This window comes from Burkholderia stagnalis (assembly GCF_039848545.1).
Taxonomy (GTDB): domain Bacteria; phylum Pseudomonadota; class Gammaproteobacteria; order Burkholderiales; family Burkholderiaceae; genus Burkholderia; species Burkholderia stagnalis.
Genome location: NZ_CP156686.1, coordinates 1,794,148 through 1,814,359 on the forward strand (window position 1 = coordinate 1,794,148; position 20,212 = coordinate 1,814,359).

The window sequence follows — 20,212 nt, forward strand, 5'->3', positions numbered from 1 at the left end:
GATGCTAAGCGACGGCAGCCAGCGCGGGCAAACAGGTCCGCAGATACGCCTCGAACTCGCGGCTCACTTCCGGATGCTGGAGCGCCAGCTCGACGGTCGCCTTGAGGTAGCCGATCTTGCTGCCGCAGTCGAAGCGCGTGCCGTAGTAGCGGTACGCGAGCACCTGCTCGTGCGCGAGCAGCGACTGCACGGCGTCGGTCAGCTGCAGTTCGCCGCCCGCGCCCGGCTTGATCTTGCGCAGGTGATCGAACAGCGTCGGCATGAACACGTAGCGGCCGACCACGCCGAGGTTCGACGGCGCATCCTCGGGCGACGGCTTCTCGATGATGCCCGACAGCTTGATGATGTCCTCCTCCCACTCGCGGCCCTCGATGACGCCGTACGAACGGCTGTCCTCGCGCGCGATCGTCTCCACGCCGATCACCGAGCTGTGATAGTGGTTGAACACGTCGACGAGCTGCTTGAGCACCGGCTGCTCGCCGTGCAGCAGGTCGTCGGCGAGGATCACCGCGAACGGCTCGCCGTGCACCAGCTTCTCCGCGCACAGCACCGCATGGCCGAGGCCGAGCGCTTCCGGCTGGCGCACGTAGAAGCAGTTGACGTGGCTCGGCTTGATGCCGCGCACCAGCTCGAGCAGCTTCTCCTTGCCGCGCGCCTCGAGCTCCGCCTCGATTTCATAGGACTTGTCGAAGTGATCCTCGATCGCGCGCTTGCTGCGCCCGGTGACGAAGATCATCTCGGTGATGCCCGCATTGATCGCTTCCTCGACCGCGTACTGGATCAGGGGTTTGTCGACGACGGGCAGCATTTCCTTCGGGCTCGCCTTCGTCGCCGGGAGGAACCGTGTGCCGAGACCGGCAACGGGGAACACGGCCTTGGTAACTTTCAGCATGATCGCATCCTGATTGCGTTGGTTGCGCCGCGTCGTTTCACGACAGGGCGCATTGATTTTCCGGACGGCGCGGCGCGATTCGACCGCATTTCAAAATCGATCCGCCACCATTTTCCGACAAGGCCTTTCGCCTCACCACTTCGATTAACGGATAATCGTCGCGAGCCGGTCGATATTGCCGGTGCATTACCCCGGCCGGCGACAATTTACCGATTTTCCGGATACAAATTCTTACGATTCGAATTCCTCGGCATAGGGCGCGCCGCCCCATTCGAAGGCCGGTCGAATCGGCTCGTTCTTCAGCGCCTCGCGGTACGCCGACAGTACGGCCATGATCACCAATACTGCTGCGCTCGCGATCCAGTGCATGTCCATCTTGCCGCTCCTTGCATCTATCAACTGGAGCTTCAAACTATCAGAAAAAAATCGACAAATAATTGGCCGCACGCTGAAACCGATATCGGGACTGAATAAATCCGCGAGATGGAATGTCATTATTTCAGCGCGCGATTTTTTTATTCATTGAGCGATTTCTTGCGGATTACGATGGAGCGCAACTTCCCCTCCATTCGTCGCAAGGAACCGAATCGCATGCAAGCATTCAGCGGATCGACTGTGAATGCGCCGCCCGCCGCCGATCACAAGGAGCACGTGATCGACGCGATGCGCGGCTTCGCGGCGCTGCTCGTCGCCTATTTCCACTGCCGGCAGGTCGTCTGGGTCGGGATGCAAGGCTTTCATCGCGCCTACGGCCATGCGCTCGACCCGAGCGTGCTCGTCGGCTACCTGACCTTCCCGTTCGCGTGGGGCTCGGCCGGCGTGCCGATCTTCTTCGTGATCAGCGGCTACTGCATCCACCGCAACGCGTCGCTCAAGCTCGCCGCCGACCCGTCGTACCGGCTGAACGCGCCGAACTTCTGGGCGCGCCGCTTCGCGCGCATCTATCCGGTGCTGCTCGCCGCGCTGCTGTTCACGCTCGCGCTCGACGCGGTCAGCCTGCAGATCGAACCCGTCAGCCACAAGATCCGCGACGTCGGCCTGACCGCGTTCCTCGTGAACCTGTTCTCGCTGCAAGGCGTCGCCGGCTACACGTACGGCTCGAACGGCGCGCTGTGGACGCTGTCGCTCGAAGTGCAGTTCTACGCGATCTATCCGCTGCTGTTCGCCGTGCGGCGGCGCATCGGCATGCCGGCCGTCGTGGCCGCGGTCGCGCTCGTCAACGTCGCATCGGCCTGGCTGCTCGAACGGCACGACCTGCAGTTCTTCACGTCGTACTGGCTGTCGTGGACGATCGGCGCGTGGATCGCCGACGTGCGCGCGCAGCAGTCGCGCCGCGCGGCGCCCGCCGCCGCGCCGTCGCGCGCGTGGTACGCGGCCGCCGCCGTGCTGCTGGCCGCCGGCTGCGCCGCGTTCCACTTCGGCCAATACGGCGCGTTCCAGCTGTGGGCGGCCGGCTTCGCGTGCTTCCTGTACCGCGCGCTCGCCCGTCCGCCGCGCCCGACGCGGCCGCTGCGCGTGCTCGGCTGGTTCGGCGATTTCAGCTATTCGCTATACCTGATCCACCTGCCGCTGTTCGTCTGCCTCGGCTCGGTGCTGTTCCACTCCGAACTGCAGTTGTCGATCTGGCCGTCGTTCGCGTTCATGGCGCTCGCGATTCCGGTCGCCTACCTGTTCTACCGGCTGTTCGAGCTGCCCGCGATGCGCTGGTCGGCGAGCTTCAAGCCGTCGCGCGGCGCGCGCGTCGTCACGCCGACGCCCGAACGCGCCGCCTGAGCGCCCGGCGCGGCACCGAAACCCTCGCACGGCGGATGGCCGTGCGGGGGTTTTTGCTTGTGCGCCGTCACGGCCCGCCGATTTCGCTTTCTTCGACCAAGCGCCCTTTCGATGCATCGCCGTGCAGCATCGTCAGGCGCGACGCGCACCGACCTTCCCGGCCGTAAGCGGACAAAGACAAAGCCCCCGGCACGGCGCATTGCCGCCCGGGGGCCGATCCGGCATGCCGCATTCATGCGGCCATGCGGGCTTTACCGCCTCTTCTTCGCCGCGCGCGCGGTATCCGCCAGGATCTTCTCGACACGCTCCACGTAGGTCTTCGTGCCGAAGCGGCGCAGCGCCGTCACGTGGCCGCTCGCGACGAGCCGCTCGCGCAGCTGGCGATCCGACTGCAGCGCGGCCAGCGCCGCGCCCAGCGCATGCGCATCGCCCGGCTCGCACAGCAGGCCGTTGTCGTCATGCTCGATGATCTCGACCACGCCGCCCGCGCGCGCCGCGACCACCGGCCGCCGCGCGAGCATCCCCTCGACGATCACGCGGCCGAACGGCTCGGGCGTGATCGACGTGTGCGCGACGACGTCGACCGCCTTCATGCACGCGGCCACGTCGCGCTGGAAGCCGAGGAAGTGCACGCGGTCGCCCATCCCGTGCCGAGCGACAATGTCATGCAGCTGCGCCGCATAGTCGTCCTCGCCGAACAGCGGCGCGCCGACCAGCACGACATGCAGCTCCGGGTGGCGCGCGGCGGCTTCCAGCAGCACGTGCTGGCCCTTCCAGCGCGCGAGCCGGCTGAACGAGCCGACCAGCCACGCATGCTCGGGCAGGCCGAAGCGCGCGCGCAGCGCGGCCTGGCTGACGCCCGCCAGCGCGTCGAACGGCTCGGCCGAGATGCCGTTGAACACGACGTCGACATGCTGCGGCGTGAAGCCCGTCAGCGCACGGAACGCCTGCGCGGACGCGTCGGAGTTCGCGATCACCCGCGTCACGCCGAGCCGCGCGCAATGCTTGATCGCGAGCAGCTGCTTGCGGCCGAAATGGTCGTCGCTGACGATGTCGCGCAGATGCCAGACCACCGGCTTGCGCGCAAGCCGCCCGGCCAGCGCGGCGACCACCATTGCGCGCTGGGTGTTCGCGTAGATCACCTCGGCGCGGCGCGCGCGGCGCGCGACGTCGCGCACCAGCCGGATCAGCTCCTTCACCGCGCCGGCCGACACGCCGCCCTGCTTGCGCACGCCCGCCAGCGCGCCCTGCTCGACGACGTCGACGCGCGCGCCGATCTCGTCGAGCGCCGCGCGGAACGGCCCGTCGGCGAACAGCAGCACGTCGGCGTTCGCGCGCATGTGCTTCATGATCTCCAGCAGCGACAGCTCGGCGCCGCCCAGCACGCCGCTCTGGTCGAGCACCAGCGTCGCCGGGCCGTGCGCGGCGGGCGGCGGCATCGCGCCGGCGCGCGGCTGCGCGGTCGCGCCGGGCAGCGCGGCCTCGACGTAGTCGAGGAAGCGCTGCCGGAACGTCTGGGCGGAGAACCGCTCGGCATTCGTGCGGCACGCCTGCGGCGTGAACCGCTGCGGCGCGCGTTCGAAATCGTCGACCGCCGCCACGATCGCGCGCGCCGTCTGCTCGTCGAAGAACAGCCCGGTCGGCTGCGCGCCCGACTGCGGGTCGCACACCGTCTCGAGCGCGCCGCCCTTGCCGTACGCGATGACGGGCGTGCCGCACGCCTGCGCCTCGACCACCGAGATGCCGAAATCCTCCTCGGCCGCGAACACGAACGCCTTCGCGCGGCGCATCCGGTCGTGCAGCACCGCGAACGGCTGGTAGCCCATGATCTCGACGTTCGGGCCGGCCTTCGCGCGGACCTTCTGCATTTCCGGGCCGTCGCCGATCACGACCAGCTTGCGCTCCGGCGTCTGCGAGAACGCTTCGACGATCAGGTCGATCTTCTTGTACGGCACCATCCGCGACGCGGTCAGGTAGAAATCCTCCTTGACCGGGTTCAGCGAGAACGCGTCGACGTCCACCGGCGGAAAGATCACGTCGGCGTCGCGCTGGTAGACCTTCTTGATGCGCCGCGCGATGAACGCGGAATTCGCGACGAAGCCGTCGACCGCGTTCGCGGTGCGCGTGTCCCAGTTGCGGATGTAGTGCAGGATCATCCGCGCGAGCAGCGATTTCGGCCCATGCGTGAGGTTCGACTGTTCCAGGTACTGGTGCTGCAGGTCCCACGCATAGCGGATCGGCGAATGCACGTAGCTGATGTGCACCTGGTCGGGCCCGGTCAGCACGCCCTTCGCGACCGCATGGCTGCTCGAGATCACGAGATCGTAGCCCGACACGTCGAGCTGCTCGATCGCGAGCGGCATCAGCGGCAGGTAGCTGCGGTACTTGGTGCGCGCGAACGGCAGCTTCTGGATGAACGACGTCGTGACCGGCTTGCCGCGCACGAACGCGCGATCGTCGAGGAAATCGACGAGGCTGAACAGGTCCGCGTCCGGAAAGCACGCGACGATCTGCTCCAGCACCCGTTCGGCGCCCGCGTACGTGACGAGCCAGTCGTGCACGATCGCCACGCGCAGCGGCCGGGCCGCATGGCGCGCGGCCGCGGGTTCGGCCGGCGCGGTGCGGCGCAGCGCGGCGGCGTCACGGGGTTCGACGACGGCGGCATCGGCCGCGGCCAGATTCACTAAGGCGTGTTCCGCCAGATCGCGATTCATGATGCGGTTCTCCTCGCATTGAGACGGACAAAAAGATCGCGCACGAGCGCGCGCAGGCCCGGCGTCATCGTGAGCGACCACGCGACGTTCAGCACCAGCACGGCGGCGCAGAGGCCGATCGACTCGACGAGCCCCGGCCACGCCTGCGCGAGAAACAGGCTCGCGAGCAGGAAGGCGAGATGCGCGGCCATGTCGAGCACGATCGCGCGCATGCGGATCGCCGACAGGTACAGCAGCACGCCGTAATCGACGAGCGCGCGCGCCGCGACGACCACCGCCGCGCCGGTCAGCCCGAAGTGATGGATGCCGAACCACAGGCCGCCGACGAAGAACGGCATCTGGACGAGCCCGGCGAACGCCGCGCGGGACGGATTGACCTGCGACTGGATCAGGATCCGCGTGACGCTCGCCTGCCCGACGAGCCACACGCTGATCACCAGCACGCGGCCGACCGGCGCCGAATGCGCGGCGAGATCGGGGCCGACCCACAGCGTCAGGAACGGCGCGAGCGCGAAGATCGCGACGATGCCGACCGGCGTGAACACGCCGTTCAGGAATTCGAGCGACTGCCGCGCGAGCGTATCGGCGTGCTCGCGGCCGACCGCCGACAGGCGCGGGAACAGCGTGCGCACGAGCGCGTTCGGCAGCATGTTCAGGCGCGTGACGAGGTTCTGCGGCACCGTGTAATAGGTGACGAACTTCGCGCCCATGCCCGCGCCGAGCATCACGCGGTCGAGCGTGTCGGCGATCATGCTGGTCGTGCTCGCGATCAGCATCCAGCCGCCGAAGTTGAACAGCCCCTTCGCGGTGCCCCACTGCGGCGGATCGATGCGGCGGATGCCGAGCACCTTCAGGCTCGCGTGGCCGAGCATCACCGCCGCGACCAGCCGCGCGACCACCGCGGCGGCCAGCACCGTCTGCAGGTTCGGCGCGATCCACCACGCGGCGCCGAGCGGCAGCAGCTGGAACAGGAACGTGCCGATCGTCTGGTTCGTGTTGAACACGCCGAAGCGCTCGGCGCCGTTGATCGCGCCGGCGAACACCCACGACACGTTCGCGAGCGGAATCGCGAGCGCGAGCCACGGCAGCGCGAGATACACCTCGTGCTGCATCTCGGCCGACACCTTCGTGAAGTACGCGGTGTAGACGAACGCGCCGAAGTAGATCAGCAGCCCGCCCACGATGCCGGTGCCGAGATTCAGCCAGAACGCGCTCCAGAACACGCGCGCGCTTTCGGCGTCGTTGCCGCTCGCGAGCGCCTTCGAGATGTGGTTCTGCGCGGCCATGCTCATGCCGAGATCGAGGATCCCGAAATAGCCGATCAGCGTCCACACGAGGCTGACCACGCCGTAGCGCTCGACGCCGAGCGCGTGGATATACGCAGGCACCGTCACCAGCGACACGAAGGTCGGCAGGATCAGCCCGATGAAATTGATCGAAACGTTCTTGAGAATGCCTTTGTCCATGCTTCCGCCTTGTGCCGGGTGACGATGCGCCGCCCGTCACGGTTTCCAGCGATACATCAGCACCTTGCCGCGCGCGTCTTCCTCGACGAACACGAGGTACTCGCCGTTCTCGCGCCGGTACGCGCTGATGCCGAACGGCACGTCGACCCAGCCGGATGCCCGGCCGACCTCCGGCCCCGGGTTCATCACGCCGAGCTCCTTGCCGCTTTCCTTGTCGTACACGTGGATCTTGCCGACCGGTTCCACCGCGAACAGGTAGCGGCCCTCGACCGTGATCCCGGCCAGCGTGAGGATCGGCTTCGCGTCCGGCTGCCACGGCAGCGCGATCGTGTAGCGGGCGACCGGCGAGCCGGTCGACCACTTGTCGAAGCGGGTCAGCACGCGCCCCACTTCCTTGTTGATGCCCGGCTGCGGCGGCGCGTCCGGCGTGTAGCCGGTCACGTACAGCGTGTCCGTCTGCGGCTCGTAGAGCGCGCGGCGCAGCTGCGTGAACGGCTGCGGCATCGGGTAGGTCGTGACCTTGTCGTACGCATAGATCGGGTTGCCGGCCTTGTCGACGCCGCCGTAGCGGAACCGGTGGATGCCGCGCACGTCGCTCGTGCGCCAGATGTCGCCCTTCGTATCGACCCACCAGCCCCAGCCGCCCGCCTTCGCCTTGCCCGTCGTGTTGATGTCGAACTCGTCGGCGTCGAGCCGGCCGTTGCCGTTCGCATCGCGCCACATCCAGTCGCCGCCCGGCGGCTTGTTCGGCACCTTGTCGACGGGCCGCGCACGGCCGGCGATCAGCCCCGACGGGATCGCCACCTCGCCGTCGCGCTTCGCGTCGAAGCGGTAGATCTTCAGGTGATCCGCGTACATGTCGGTCAGGTACAGGAACGTGCGGCCGTCGAGGCGGCGCGCCATCGGCGTGCCCGGCCACTGGTCGACGTGGAACACCGGATCGTCCGGATACTTGAAGCGGTTCGACAGGAAGCCCGCGTATTTCCATTCCTGGCCGGCCGGCTTCGACAGGTCGAGCTCGAAGCGCTTGTTGCCCGTGTAGACGCTGTTCGGCCGCGCGGGGTCGACCCACGCGCCGTCGACGAACAGCAGCCCCTGCACCTGCCAGCGCAGCTTGCCGTCCGGCGCATAGCTCTCGAGCACCGCGCCGAGCCCGGCGCCGATCGTGTCGTGGCGCGGCCCGATGCCGTTGGTCGCGACGTAGAGATTGCCGGCGCGGTCGACGCCGACGCCGGTCAGCCCGTTGAAGCGCTGCGGCCCCGGCCGGCCCGGCACCGGGCCCGCGAAGATGCCGCCGCGCTCGCCGAACGTGCTGGCCAGCGCATAGCCCTTGTCGCCTTTCGCGAAGATCAGGATCTGCTGGCGCGGGCCGTTGTCGGCAACCAGCACGCGGCCCTTCGCATCGACCGTCACGTCGACCGCTTCGGCGTTCTCCGGCAGCGCGGGCGCGTCGTCGATCCGGCGGCCGTCCGCGCGGACGTGCGCGAGACGCGCGGGCCCGCTCACCGTATCCGTGAGCAGCCACAGCGTGCCGTCGCCCGCGAGCGCGATGCGGCCCGGCTCGTGCGCGTTCCACGCGCCCTTCTTCTGCATCGTCTCGGCGTCGTACACGACGACTTCGTCATGCGACGGATTGGTCGCGAACAGCGTTCTGTCGTCGGCCGCGAGGCCGCCGACTTCCGCCTTCAGCTCGCCCGCGTCCGGCTTCGCGGCGGCCGGCACTTCGTTGAGCATCATGAAGCTCGCGGCCATCCGCGCGCGGCCGGCGTCCGCCCGGCCGCCCGCCGCCACCTGCGGCGCGGCGCGAAACGGCGCGGCCTGCTTCGTGTCGCCGAGCGTGCGCCGCGAAATGCCGAACCATTGCTTGCCCTTCTCCGGCCAGATGCCGGGCGACACGAGATGGCCGCGCTCGTTGCCGACGCCGATCGCGACATACGCATACTTGCCGTTCACCGCGACCGCATTGCCGCCGAGATTGCCCCAGCCGTGCGTGCCGCCGGCGAAGCCGAGCATCTTGCCGTCCTGGTAGACGCTCGCTTCCGCGCCGCTCTCGTCCCACGGCGCATTCGTATACACCTTGCCGTCGGGCGTCACCGCGATCGCGCGGATGTCGATCTGCGTCCAGGTGCCGTCGCCATAGCCGAACGTGTTGCCGATCCACGAGGTCGTCGCGGGCAACACCGTTTCGGCCGGCGCGGCGCACGTCAGCAGCGCCGCGCACACCGCCATGCCAGCCAGTATCAGACGTCGCAATGCGTTTCTCCATCGATGCTTCAACGACCCGGCGCCGCGGCGCAAAGCCATGCGAATGCCGTGTCGCTAAATGGGTTTCAAACGACGCGATGCAGGTTACAAGCAAAAATAATCACAAGAAATTTGGAAATATTTGGGGATGTTTCCGCGTGAAATATCGAACCGGAACCCATCCACCAAGCGGCGGCAAAGCGGCAAGAACGACCGCCCCGCATGGTCCGGGCTGTAGAAAATGCCGCGCCGAGGCGGGCGATCCGGGCCGATCCATGCCAATCGGGTGGATATTTTTTCTTTACGTGATCGATGCGACCGGAAATCGAATGTTTTTCTGCGCGCGATTGACGCGCGTTTTTTTGCCGATTTCTTTTCCCTAGAATCGATTTCGCTTCGATATTCCACTTAATCGCATGGATTACATTCACGCATCGAATACGCGACGCGCCGCCGACACGCCGCTCCCGCAACACGGCCGCATCGTCCAGCTCGACGGGCTGCGCGCGATCGCCGTGGGCGCCGTGTTCCTGCAGCACGCGCTGAAGGCGCCGCTGTGGATGGGCGTCGACTTGTTCTTCGTGCTGAGCGGCCTGCTGATCACCGGCATCCTGCTCGAGCGCAAGGCGCGCGGGCAGTCGTACTTCGGCCACTTCTACGCGCGCCGCGTGCGCCGCATCCTGCCGCCGTACGTGCTGCTGCTCGTCGTGTCGGCGCTGCTGTTCGGCCCGACCTGGCTGCCGCACTGGCCGTGGTTCGCGTTCTTCTCGACCAACATCGGGCTGTCGCTCGGCAGCATCGGCCACGACAGCCTCAACGTGCTGTGGTCACTCGCGGTCGAGGAGCAGTTCTACATCTTCTGGCCGTTCGTCGTGCTGTGGTGCTCCGAGCGCGCGCTGCTGTGGATCGCGGCCGCGCTGATCGTCGCCGCGCCCGTGCTGCGTGCGATCGCGACGCCGTGGTTCGACGCGTTCTGGCCGATCTACTACCTGACGCCGTTCCGCATGGACCTGCTCGCCGCGGGCGCGCTGCTCGCGATCGTGCTGCGCCGCGACCGCCGCGCACTGGAGCCGTTCTACCCGCTCGCGATCGCCGGCGTGCTGGTGTCGCTCGCGATCCTCGGCTGGCTGCACCTGTCGTTCCCGCGCTTCCGGGCCGCGAACACGCCGCTGTCGAATGCGGCGCTGTACAGCGTGTCGCTGCTGCTGTGCACGTCGATCGTCGTGATCGCGCTGCGCGGCCGCGGCCTCGTGCAGCGCGTGCTGACGCACCCCGCGCTCGTCTACGTGGGCACCGTCAGCTACACCGTGTACCTGATCCATCTCAGCGTGCTGTACGCATTGTGGCCGCTGCACCTGAACCGCTACGTGACCGCCGCGCTCGCGCTCGCGATCACGCTCGCGTACGCCACCGCCTGCTGGTACGGCTTCGAGCGCCGTCTCACGCGCGGCCCCGCGCGCGGCGCGCTCCCGGCGGCGGCACGCACCACCGCTTGACCATTTCATCGTTTCGACTAGGACATCGCCATGAGCCAAACTCGCAAGGCCATCATTACCGGGGTGACGGGGCAAGACGGCGCCTACCTGACCAAGCTGCTGCTGGACAAGGGCTACCAGGTCACGGGCACCTACCGCCGCACCAGCTCGGTCAATTTCTGGCGCATCGCCGAGCTCGGCGTCGACACGCACCCGAACCTCACGCTCGTCGAGCACGACCTGACCGATGCCGGTTCGAGCCTGCGCCTGCTCGAGCGCACGCAGGCGGACGAGCTGTACAACCTGGCCGCGCAGAGCTTCGTCGGCGTGTCGTTCGACCAGCCGTCGACCACCGCCGAAGTGACGGGCCTCGGCACGCTGAACCTGCTCGAGGCGATCCGCGTCGTCAGCCCGAAGACGCGCTTCTACCAGGCTTCGACCTCCGAAATGTTCGGCAAGGTGCAGGCGATCCCGCAGACGGAAACCACGACCTTCTACCCGCGCAGCCCGTACGGCGTCGCGAAGCTGTTCGCGCACTGGACGACGGTGAACTACCGCGAGTCGTACGGCCTGTTCGGCAGCAGCGGGATCCTGTTCAACCACGAGTCGCCGCTGCGCGGCCGCGAGTTCGTCACGCGCAAGATCACCGACACCGTCGCGAAGATCAAGCTCGGCAAGGCAACCCGCCTCGAGCTCGGCAATCTCGACGCGAAGCGCGACTGGGGCTTCGCGCTCGAATATGTCGAAGGGATGTGGCGGATGCTGCAGGCCGACGAGCCCGATACCTACGTGCTCGCGACCAACCGCACCGAGACCGTGCGCGACTTCGTGCGGATGGCGTTCGCGGCCGCCGGCTACCAGATCGAATGGACCGGCAAGGCCGAGCAGGAGCGCGGCCTCGACGCGGCGACGGGCGACGTGCTCGTCGAAGTGAATCCGAAGTTCTACCGGCCGGCCGAAGTCGACCTGCTGATCGGCTGCGCGGACAAGGCCAAATCCAAGCTCGGCTGGCAGCCGAAGACGACGCTCGAACAGCTTTGCCAGATGATGGTCGAAGCGGATTTGACGCGGAACCAGCACCATGACACGTTCTGAACCCCGGTCGCGCCGTGCGCTCGTCACGGGCCTGACCGGCTTCACCGGCCGCTACATGGCGGAACGCCTCGAAGCGGCCGGCTATGAAGTGTGGGGCACGATCGCGCCCGGCACGCCGCTGCCCGACGATCCGGCGCTCGCGAACTGCACGCTGCTGCCCGCCGACCTGCTCGACGCGGACGCGCTGCGCGCCGCGGCGGCCGACGCGCGGCCCGACGCGGTCGTGCACCTTGCCGCCCGCGCGCACGTCGCGCAGGATGCGCCGGCGCAGACCTACCAGGTCAACATCGTCGGCACGCGCAACCTGCTGGCCGCCGTCGCGGGCCTCGACCGCCGCCCGGCCGCGGTGCTGCTCGCGAGCAGCGCAAACGTCTACGGCAACGCGACGCCCGGCGTGCTCGACGAGACCGTCGCGCCCGCGCCCGCGAACGACTACGCGGTGAGCAAGCTGGCAATGGAATACGCGGCGAAGCTGTGGCTCGACCGGCTGCCGATCGTGATCGCGCGCCCGTTCAACTACACGGGCGTCGGCCAGAGCGACGCGTACCTGCTGCCGAAGCTCGCCGCGCATTTCGCGCGCGGCGAACCGCGCATCTCGCTCGGCAATCTCGACGTGCGCCGCGATTTCTCCGACGTGCGCGACGTGACGGCCGCATACCTGCGGCTGATCGAAGCGGCACCGGCCGGCGAGACGTTCAACGTCTGCTCGGAGCGCGCATATGCATTGAAGGAAGTGCTGGCGATGCTGTCGCGCATCGCGGGCTACGTGATCGACGTGACGGTCGACCCGCGTTTCGTGCGGCAGAACGAGGTGAAAAGCCTGAGCGGCTCGCGCGACAAGCTGCGTCGCGCGGTGGGCGAATGGCCCGTCACGCCGCTCGACGATACGCTGCGCTGGATGGTGGACGCGCTGCGCGGCACACCGGCCGCGCGCACCTGACGCGTTCGCGCCAGGCCGCGGCGGCCGGTGCGCCGCCGCGTTCAGCCTTCGAGGCCGCGCGCGAGATCGTTGCGCACGTCGGTCGCATCCTCCAGGCCGACCGCGAGACGGATCAGCCCTTCGGTGATCCCCGCGGCCGCGCGCGCTTCCGGCGTGATGCGCGCGTGCGTCGTGGTGGCCGGATGGGTGATCGTCGTGCGCGTGTCGCCGAGGTTGCCGGTGATCGAGATCAGCTTCGTGCCGTCGATCACGCGCCACGCGTTCGCACGCTGCTGCTCCGGCGTATCGCCCTTCAGCTCGAACGACACGACTGCCCCGCCCGCCTTCTGCTGGCGCTTCGCGAGTTCATATTGCGGATGCGATGCGAGGCCCGGATAGAACACGCGCGCGACGGCCGGATGCGTATCGAGCCATTGCGCGAGTTCCAGCGCGTTCGCCGACTGGCGCTCGACGCGCAGCGACAGCGTCTCCATCCCCTTCAGCAGCACCCACGCGTTGAACGCCGACAGCGTCGGGCCCGCGCTGCGCACGAACGGGAACACCTTGCCCATGATGAATTCCCTGGAGCCGACGAGCGCGCCGCCGAGCACGCGCCCCTGGCCGTCGAGGAACTTCGTCGCCGAGTGCATCACGACGTCCGCGCCGAGCTTCAGCGGCTGCTGCAACACCGGGCTGCAGAAACAGTTGTCGACGACGAACAGCGCGTTCGCGGCCTTCGCGATCTTGCCGATCGCTTCGATGTCGGCGAGTTCGGTCAGCGGGTTCGACGGCGTCTCGAGGAAGAACATCCTGGTTTCCGGACGCACCGCTTCCTTCCATGCATTCAGGTCGGTCGGATCGACGAAGGTCGTCGTGATGCCGAACTTGCTGAAGATCTGCGAGAACATGCCGAGCGTCGAGCCGAACAGGCTGCGCGAGCTGACGATATGGTCGCCCGCCTGCAGTGCGGCCATCACGACCGACATGATCGCGGCCATCCCCGACGCGGTCGCGATGCACGCCTCGCCGCCCTCGAGCGCCGCGAGACGTTCCTGGAACATCGTCACGGTCGGGTTCGTGAAGCGCGAATAGGTGAAGTAGTCTTCCGAATTCGCGAAGCGCTCCGCCGCTTCGGCCGCGCTCTTGAAGCAGAAGCTCGACGTGAGGAACAGCGCTTCCGAGTGCTCGTTGAAATCGCTGCGCAGCGTGCCCGCGCGCACGGCCAGCGTGTCGAAGTTGAGTGAGTCGTCCATGTTGCGTTTTCCGTTTTCGATGTCCGCGCGGCGTCGCGCGGACCAGACCAAACAAAAAGCCCGCTATGCGTCGGCATCAGCGGGCTTCGGTGCGGTACGACAGCGGTCGACTCGGGCCGGCTGCCGCCGGCCTTCGCTTTAGCTGTTTGGGGAGGAAGCCCCGCGTCCGCAAGCTGAAATCAAATCGACGCAAGGCCACATCCTATCACGCTTGTCCGGCAGCGTGTGCCGGGCTCACTCCACCGACAGTTGCAGGTTCATCTGCGAACGCGCGGTGTCGCCGCTCGCGTCGCGGTCGGCCTGCGACGCCGGCGCGAGACGCGCGCGCTCGATCGCGTCGAGGTACTCGGGCGTGATGTTGCCGGTGATGTAGTTGCCGTCGAAGCACGACGCCTCGAAGCGTTCGAGCTTCGGGTTGATGTCGCGCACCGCGCGGCGCAGGTCGTCGACGTCCTGGTAGATCAGGTGGTCGGCGCCGATGATCTTCGCGACTTCCTCGTCGCTGCGGCCGTGCGCGACCAGTTCGCCGCGCGTCGGCATGTCGATGCCGTACACGTTCGGGAACTTCACGGGCGGCGCGGCCGACGCGAAGATCACCGACTTCGCGCCCGCATCGCGCGCCATCTGCACGATCTCGTGCGAGGTCGTGCCGCGCACGATCGAATCGTCGACGATCAGCACGTGCTTGTCCTTGAACTCGATGCTCATCGCGTTGAGCTTCTGGCGCACCGACTTCTTGCGCACCGCCTGGCCCGGCATGATGAACGTGCGGCCGACGTAGCGGTTCTTGAAGAAGCCCTCGCGATACTCGACGCCGAGCTTCGCGGCGACCTGCATCGCGGCCGGCCGCGACGAATCGGGAATCGGCATCACGACGTCGATCGGCACGTTCGGCAGCTCGCGCTTGATCTTCTCCGCGAGGTAGTCGCCCATGCGCAGGCGCACGTTGTAGACCGGCACGCCGTCGAGGCAGGAATCCGGACGCGCGAGGTACACGTACTCGAACATGCACGGATTGAGGGTCGGCTGTTCCGCGCACTGCTGGCTGTGGAAGTTGCCGGCCTGGTCGATGAAGATCGCCTCGCCCGGCTGCACGTCGCGCACGAACTCGAAGCCGATGCCCTCGACCGCGACCGATTCCGACGCGAGCATCCATTCGGTGCCGTGCTCGGTTTCGAGCTTGCCGATGCAGAGCGGGCGAATGCCGAACGGATCGCGGAACGCGAGCAGGCCGTAGCCGGCGATCAGCGACACGATCGCGTACGAGCCCTGCACGCGGCGATGGACGCCCGCGACCGCCTTGAACAGCGCGGCCGGATCGAGCTCGAGGCCCGTGGTCGACAGCTGCAGCTCGTGCGCGAACACGTTGAGCAGCACCTCGCTGTCGGAGTTGGTGTTGATGTGCCGACGGTCGATCCGGAACATCTCGTCCTTCAGCTGCTGCCAGTTGGTCAGGTTGCCGTTGTGCGCGAGGATGATCCCGAACGGCGCATTCACGTAGAACGGCTGCGCCTCGGCCTCGCTCGACGCCGAACCGGCGGTCGGGTAGCGGACCTGGCCGATGCCGTACGTGCCGGGCAGGCTGCGCATGTTGCGCGTGCGGAACACGTCGCGCACCATGCCGTTCGCCTTGTACATATGGAAATTGCTGCCGTCCGCCGTCGCGATGCCCGCCGCGTCCTGACCGCGATGCTGCAGGAGCAGCAGGCTGTCATAGATCAGCTGGTTGACCGGGGATTGGGAGATAACACCTACGATGCCGCACATGGCATGTCCTTCAGAGGATACAAAAACGGTTCCGTCCTGCCTGGCCGCCGCGTCGTCACACGCGTACGTACTGGGCCATGCCGTCGGGCAGGAGCGACTTCAGCTCATGCACGCCCTGTTCGGCAATCGGACGCAAAAGCGCATTGCGCCAGAATTCCTGTTTCGGCAGCTCGGTCAGCCCGGCTGCCGCGACCAGCAGCACCACCAGCACGCCGCCGCGCACGAGCCCGAACATCATGCCGAGCGACCGGTCGACGCCGCCGAGGCCCGAGGCCTGCGCGATCCGCGACAGCAGCGCGTTCGCGACGCCGGCCACGAACACCACGCCGATCACCAGCAGCGCGAACCCGAGCACCCACTGCGTCAGCGCGCCGCCCGGCCAGTTCGCCGGCATGTACGGCACCACGAGCCCGACGTAGCGGCTCGCGATCACGATCGCCGCGATCCAGCCGATCAGCCCGAAAATCTCCGATACGAAGCCGCGCCACGCACCGCGCAGCGCCGACAACACGATTACCACCAATACAGCGTAGTCGAAAGCGGTCAGCATCGTGCGTTACTGGGTCAACCCGGCTTCGCGCACTTTCGCGATCGCGGCGGACGCCGCCGCGCGATCCGCGAACGGCCCTGCACGCAATTGCGTGGCCATGCTGCCGTCGGCCTGCTTGCGATGTTCGACATATGCGGGCACACCCGCCGATTTCAATTTGGTGGCCCACGAGCGCGCCGTCGCGTCGTCCTTGAACGACCCGAGCTGCACCGCGAACCGCGCGCCGGCCGGCGACGACGGTGTCGCGGCATCGCCGTCCGAACCGGCCGCATCGGCGTTCGCGACGGCAGCCGGCGCCGGCTTCGGCGCTGCCGGCTTCGCGGCGGGCGCGGCGGGCTTCGGCGCGGGTTTCGGCGCCATGCTGGCGGTGGTGGTCGGGGTATCGGGCTTCGCCGCCGGCTTGGCGGCTTCCTTGGCGGGTTCCTTGGCGGGTTCCTTCGCGGCAGGCACGGCCGCGGCGATCGCCGTGTCGGATGCGGGCGGCTCGTCGTGCGCGACGCCGGCCTGCACGTCGGATGCGTCTTCGTCGCTGCGCGGCGCGGCGGCCTGGTGCGCGGGGCGGTTCGGGATGTCGATCGAGATGTCGTCGGTCACCGGCTTCGGGTGCGAGTCGAGCACCATCGGCAGCACGATGACGGCGGCCACCACGAGCGCGATCGCGCCGACGAGGCGGCGGCGCGCGCGTTGCTTTTCTGGAAGGGTCGGATCGAGGAGCAGCGCGTCCGATTCCGGACGCTCGGTGCGGCGCGAGCGGCGCTCGACGCGTTCAGTGCGCTCGCTACGCACGTTCCGGGAGGCCCCGGTACGACCGCCGCGCCGGGTGGGCGCGTCGTCGTCTTTCTTGCCGAACGAGAAAATTCCCATGAATGGCTGAGTCCGAAACTGCCCGTCAGTCAGTGTTGCTGCGATTTACGATAGGCCATCACGCCAGCTACCGTATGGAAACTGCCGAAAACCACGATTCTATCATTCTCCGATGCTCTTTTTAGTGCATCGCGAAACGCATCGGCCGGCGACGTGTAGCGCGTGACGCTCGAATCCGCGCCATCCTCGACGCCCGCGTGGCGCAGCGCGGCCTCCAGCTGCTCGGCGCTCGCCGCGCGCGGCAGCGGCAGATCGGTCACGCACCAGTGGTCGATCTCGCCCTTCAGGTGGTGCAGCACGCCGTCGATGTCCTTGTCGTGCATCGCGCCGAACACCGCGTACGTGTACGGGAAGAAGCCCATGTTGCCGAGATTCTGCGCGAGCACGGCCGCCGCGTGCGGGTTGTGCGCGACGTCGAGCACGATCGCCGGCTTGCCGGGCAGCACCTGGAAGCGGCCCGGCAGCTCGACGTTCGCGAGCCCGAGCCGGATGTCCTGCGCGGACACCGGCAGCACCGCGCGCAGCGACTCGAGCGCGGCGAGCGCGGCCGACGCATTGATCAGCTGGTTCGCGCCGCGCAGCGCCGGGTACGCGAGCGCCGGATAGCGCTTGTCGCGGCCGAGGTAGCTCCATTGCTGGCGCTCCGCGCCCGGCTGCGCCTCGTAGCGGAAATCGCGGCCGACGAGCCACAGGTCCGCGCCGATCGCTTCCGCATGGTCGACCAGCGTCTGCGGCGCGGCCGGGTCGCCGCAGATCGCCGGCTTGCCCGGACGGAAGATCCCGGCCTTCTCGAACGCGATCTGCTCGCGCGTGTCGCCGAGGTATTCGGTGTGGTCGATGTCGATGCTGGTGACGATCGCGCAGTCGGTGTCGATGATGTTGACCGCGTCGAGCCGGCCGCCGAGGCCGACTTCGAGGATCACCGCGTCGAGCCCGCGCGACGCGAACAGGTGCAGGATCGCGAGCGTCGTGAATTCGAAGTATGTGAGCGATACCGGCTCGGGCAGCGACGTGCGCGCCGCCTCGACCGCCTCGAAGTGCGGCAGCAGTTCGTCATCGGTGACCGTCTGGCCGTTCACCCGCGCCCGCTCGTTGAATTCGAGCAGATGCGGCGACGTGTGGCAGCCGACCTTGTAGCCGGCCCGCACGAGGATCGTCTCGAGGAATGCGCAGGTCGAGCCCTTGCCGTTGGTGCCGCCGACGGTGATCACCGGGCACGCGAATTCGAGCCCGAGGGCCGCCTTGACCTGGCCGATGCGGGCCAGGCCCATGTCGATGCCGACCGGGTGCGCGCGTTCGAGATGCGAAAGCCACGCGTCGAGAGTGGGAAAAGTGCTCATCGGGTCTGAACGTGATTCGGTACCGCCACTACGCCAAAAAACGAAGCGCGCCGCCTGGCCGACGAGCCAGGCGACGCGCGCGGTTCAAAGTCCTGCGCCTGCGCCGGTCAGGCCAGCGCGTCGGCCGGCTGGCGCTGCAGCAGCGCGAGCAGTTGCGCGATCTCGTCGCGCATCTTGCGGCGGTCGACGATCATGTCGATCGCGCCCGTCTTCAGCAGGAATTCCGCGCGCTGGAAGCCTTCCGGCAGCTTCTCGCGCACCGTCTGCTCGATCACGCGCGGGCCGGCGAAGCCGATCAGCGCCTTCGGCTCGGCGATCACGACGTCGCCGAGGAACGCAAAGCTCGCCGACACGCCGCCCATCGTCGGGTCGGTCAGCACCGAGATGAACGGCAGCTTCGCTTCGGCGAGCTTGGTCAGCATCGCGGTGGTCTTTGCCATCTGCATCAGCGACAGCAGGCTTTCCTGCATCCGCGCGCCGCCCGAAGCGGTGACGCAGATGAACGGCACGTGCTGCTCGAGCGCATTCTGCGCGCCGCGCGCGAAGCGTTCGCCGACGACCGAGCCCATCGAGCCGCCCATGAACGAGAACTCGAAGCACGCGGCGACGACCGGCAGCGTGTGGATCGCACCGCCCATCACGACCATCGCGTCGGTCTCGCCCGTCTCGTCGATCGCTTCCTTCAGACGATCGGGATACTTGCGGCTGTCCTTGAACTTCAGCGTGTCGACCGGCACGATCTCCTGGCCGATCTCATAGCGGCCTTCCGGATCGAGCAGCCCGTCGAGGCGCTCGCGCGCACCGATCCGCATGTGGTGATCGCATTTCGGGCACACGTGCAGGTTCGCCTCCACGTCGTTGCGATACAGCACGGCCTCGCAGGACGGGCACTTGATCCACAGGCCTTCCGGAATGCCCTTGCGGCTTTTCGGATCGGTCTGCTTGATCTTCGGCGGCAACAGTTTGTCGAGCCAGCTCATCGTATGGTTTCCTGTTCCGTGGCGGGCAGGGCGATGCGCGCCCTGCCCGCTTTCCTAAGTTGTTTATGCGGCCGTCTTGCCCGCGCCGTCCAGCGCGGCGCGCAACTCGGCGATGAACGCCTTCAGTTCGGCGACGGCGCCTTCCGGCGCGGCGCTCTCGAGGAGCTGCACCAGACGGCTGCCGATCACGACGGCATCCGACACTTCGGCCACCGCGCGCGCCGTCTGGGCGTCGCGAATGCCGAAGCCGACGCCTACCGGAACCGGCACTCGCGACTTGATGGCCGGGATTTTACCCGCAATGCTCGAAACATCCAGATTTCCGGCGCCGGTCACCCCTTTGAGCGACACGTAATACACGTAGCCGCTCGCGATCTTGCCGACTTCCGCGATGCGTTCGTCGGTCGACGTCGGCGCGAGCAGGAAGATCGGATCGATCTGCGCGGCGCGCATCTTCTCGGCGAACGCCGCCGCTTCCTCGGGCGGGTAGTCGACGACGAGCACGCCGTCGACGCCGGCCGCCTTCGCTTCGGCGGCGAACGTGTCGACGCCCATCCGCTCGATCGGGTTCGCATAGCCCATCAGCACGACGGGTGTCTTCTGGTCGCGCTCGCGAAAGCGCTTCACGTCGGCGAGCACGCGCTTCATCGTGACGCCGCGCGCGAGCGCCCGCTCGGACGAGCGCTGGATCACGGGGCCGTCGGCCATCGGGTCGGAGAACGGCACGCCGAGCTCGATCACGTCCGCGCCGCCTTCGGCGAGCGCGTGCATGAAGTCGACGGTTTTCGCCGGGTCCGGATCGCCGGCGGTGATGAACGGGATCAGGCCCTTTCGGCCTTGTTCGGCGAGCGCGGCAAAGGTCTGCTGGATACGGGACATG

At 67.7% G+C, this 20,212-nt stretch carries 17 protein-coding genes; 4 read left to right on the forward strand and 13 right to left on the reverse strand.

Going from position 1 to position 20,212, the window contains the following annotated elements; translation table 11 throughout:
* Nucleotides 1-4: 4 nt before the first annotated feature.
* Nucleotides 5-892, reverse strand: a complete 888-nt coding sequence (galU, locus tag ABFO07_RS24700; RefSeq protein WP_059563532.1) for a UTP--glucose-1-phosphate uridylyltransferase GalU — start codon at nucleotides 890-892, stop codon at nucleotides 5-7.
* A gap of 231 nt (nucleotides 893-1,123) precedes the next feature.
* Nucleotides 1,124-1,267 (reverse strand): hypothetical protein, encoded by a 144-nt coding sequence (locus tag ABFO07_RS24705; RefSeq protein WP_017329973.1) that lies wholly within the window; start codon nucleotides 1,265-1,267, stop codon nucleotides 1,124-1,126.
* Nucleotides 1,268-1,483: 216 nt separating this feature from the next.
* Between ABFO07_RS24705 and ABFO07_RS24710 the strand changes: the two genes are divergently transcribed.
* The gene (locus ABFO07_RS24710; RefSeq protein WP_059563531.1) at nucleotides 1,484-2,665 is read left to right on the forward strand and encodes an acyltransferase family protein; all 1,182 of its coding nucleotides are present in this window, start codon (nucleotides 1,484-1,486) and stop codon (nucleotides 2,663-2,665) included.
* Between the two features lie 251 nt (nucleotides 2,666-2,916).
* On the opposite strand, the gene ABFO07_RS24715 is transcribed toward ABFO07_RS24710, so the two are convergent.
* From ABFO07_RS24715 to ABFO07_RS24730, 4 genes are all read right to left on the reverse strand, one after another.
* On the reverse strand, nucleotides 2,917-5,379 hold the full coding sequence (locus ABFO07_RS24715; protein ID WP_060013726.1) for a glycosyltransferase family 4 protein: 2,463 nt from the start codon (nucleotides 5,377-5,379) through the stop codon (nucleotides 2,917-2,919).
* Nucleotides 5,376-6,845: an oligosaccharide flippase family protein gene (locus tag ABFO07_RS24720; protein ID WP_059563529.1), complete on the reverse strand. Its 1,470-nt coding sequence runs from the start codon at nucleotides 6,843-6,845 to the stop codon at nucleotides 5,376-5,378. The genes ABFO07_RS24715 and ABFO07_RS24720 overlap by 4 nt, the downstream gene beginning before the upstream one ends.
* A gap of 36 nt (nucleotides 6,846-6,881) precedes the next feature.
* Nucleotides 6,882-9,074, reverse strand: coding sequence for a hypothetical protein (locus tag ABFO07_RS24725; RefSeq protein WP_059563528.1), 2,193 nt, complete (start codon nucleotides 9,072-9,074; stop codon nucleotides 6,882-6,884).
* 101 nt (nucleotides 9,075-9,175) lie between these two features.
* A complete protein-coding gene (locus tag ABFO07_RS24730) occupies nucleotides 9,176-9,520 on the reverse strand; it encodes a hypothetical protein (RefSeq protein WP_347468726.1) in 345 nt (114 codons plus the stop codon).
* Between ABFO07_RS24730 and ABFO07_RS24735 the strand changes: the two genes are divergently transcribed.
* Genes ABFO07_RS24735 through ABFO07_RS24745 form a run of 3 tightly spaced genes read left to right on the forward strand, consistent with a single transcriptional unit; the run spans nucleotide 9,506 to nucleotide 12,599 of the window.
* Nucleotides 9,506-10,585 (forward strand): acyltransferase family protein, encoded by a 1,080-nt coding sequence (locus ABFO07_RS24735; protein WP_059563527.1) that lies wholly within the window; start codon nucleotides 9,506-9,508, stop codon nucleotides 10,583-10,585. The genes ABFO07_RS24730 and ABFO07_RS24735 overlap by 15 nt on opposite strands.
* Before the next feature lie 30 nt (nucleotides 10,586-10,615).
* Nucleotides 10,616-11,659 (forward strand): GDP-mannose 4,6-dehydratase, encoded by a 1,044-nt coding sequence (gene gmd / locus ABFO07_RS24740; protein WP_059563526.1) that lies wholly within the window; start codon nucleotides 10,616-10,618, stop codon nucleotides 11,657-11,659.
* Entirely contained in the window at nucleotides 11,646-12,599 is a 954-nt protein-coding gene (locus ABFO07_RS24745; RefSeq protein ID WP_059808487.1) for an NAD-dependent epimerase/dehydratase family protein, read from the forward strand. Before gmd ends, ABFO07_RS24745 begins: the two co-directional genes overlap by 14 nt.
* 41 nt (nucleotides 12,600-12,640) lie before the next feature.
* Here the strand turns inward: ABFO07_RS24745 and ABFO07_RS24750 are convergent, their stop codons facing one another.
* The 7 genes from ABFO07_RS24750 to trpA form a co-directional block, all read right to left on the reverse strand.
* Nucleotides 12,641-13,831, reverse strand: a complete 1,191-nt coding sequence (locus tag ABFO07_RS24750) for an O-succinylhomoserine sulfhydrylase (protein WP_059884280.1) — start codon at nucleotides 13,829-13,831, stop codon at nucleotides 12,641-12,643.
* Nucleotides 13,832-14,065: 234 nt separating this feature from the next.
* Nucleotides 14,066-15,598, reverse strand: coding sequence for an amidophosphoribosyltransferase (gene purF, locus ABFO07_RS24755; RefSeq protein WP_059563523.1), 1,533 nt, complete (start codon nucleotides 15,596-15,598; stop codon nucleotides 14,066-14,068).
* Nucleotides 15,599-15,653: 55 nt separating this feature from the next.
* Entirely contained in the window at nucleotides 15,654-16,148 is a 495-nt protein-coding gene (locus tag ABFO07_RS24760; RefSeq protein WP_059563522.1) for a CvpA family protein, read from the reverse strand.
* Between the two features lie 6 nt (nucleotides 16,149-16,154).
* Nucleotides 16,155-17,012 carry an SPOR domain-containing protein gene (locus tag ABFO07_RS24765; protein ID WP_347468728.1) on the reverse strand — a complete coding sequence of 286 codons (858 nt, stop codon included), beginning with the start codon at nucleotides 17,010-17,012 and terminating at the stop codon, nucleotides 16,155-16,157.
* A gap of 29 nt (nucleotides 17,013-17,041) precedes the next feature.
* Nucleotides 17,042-18,352 (reverse strand): bifunctional tetrahydrofolate synthase/dihydrofolate synthase, encoded by a 1,311-nt coding sequence (folC, locus tag ABFO07_RS24770; RefSeq protein WP_059563520.1) that lies wholly within the window; start codon nucleotides 18,350-18,352, stop codon nucleotides 17,042-17,044.
* A gap of 107 nt (nucleotides 18,353-18,459) precedes the next feature.
* Nucleotides 18,460-19,332, reverse strand: a complete 873-nt coding sequence (gene accD, locus ABFO07_RS24775) for an acetyl-CoA carboxylase, carboxyltransferase subunit beta (protein WP_059563519.1) — start codon at nucleotides 19,330-19,332, stop codon at nucleotides 18,460-18,462.
* A gap of 63 nt (nucleotides 19,333-19,395) precedes the next feature.
* Nucleotides 19,396-20,211, reverse strand: coding sequence for a tryptophan synthase subunit alpha (trpA, locus tag ABFO07_RS24780; RefSeq protein ID WP_059563518.1), 816 nt, complete (start codon nucleotides 20,209-20,211; stop codon nucleotides 19,396-19,398).
* Between the last annotated feature and the right edge of the window lies 1 nt (nucleotide 20,212).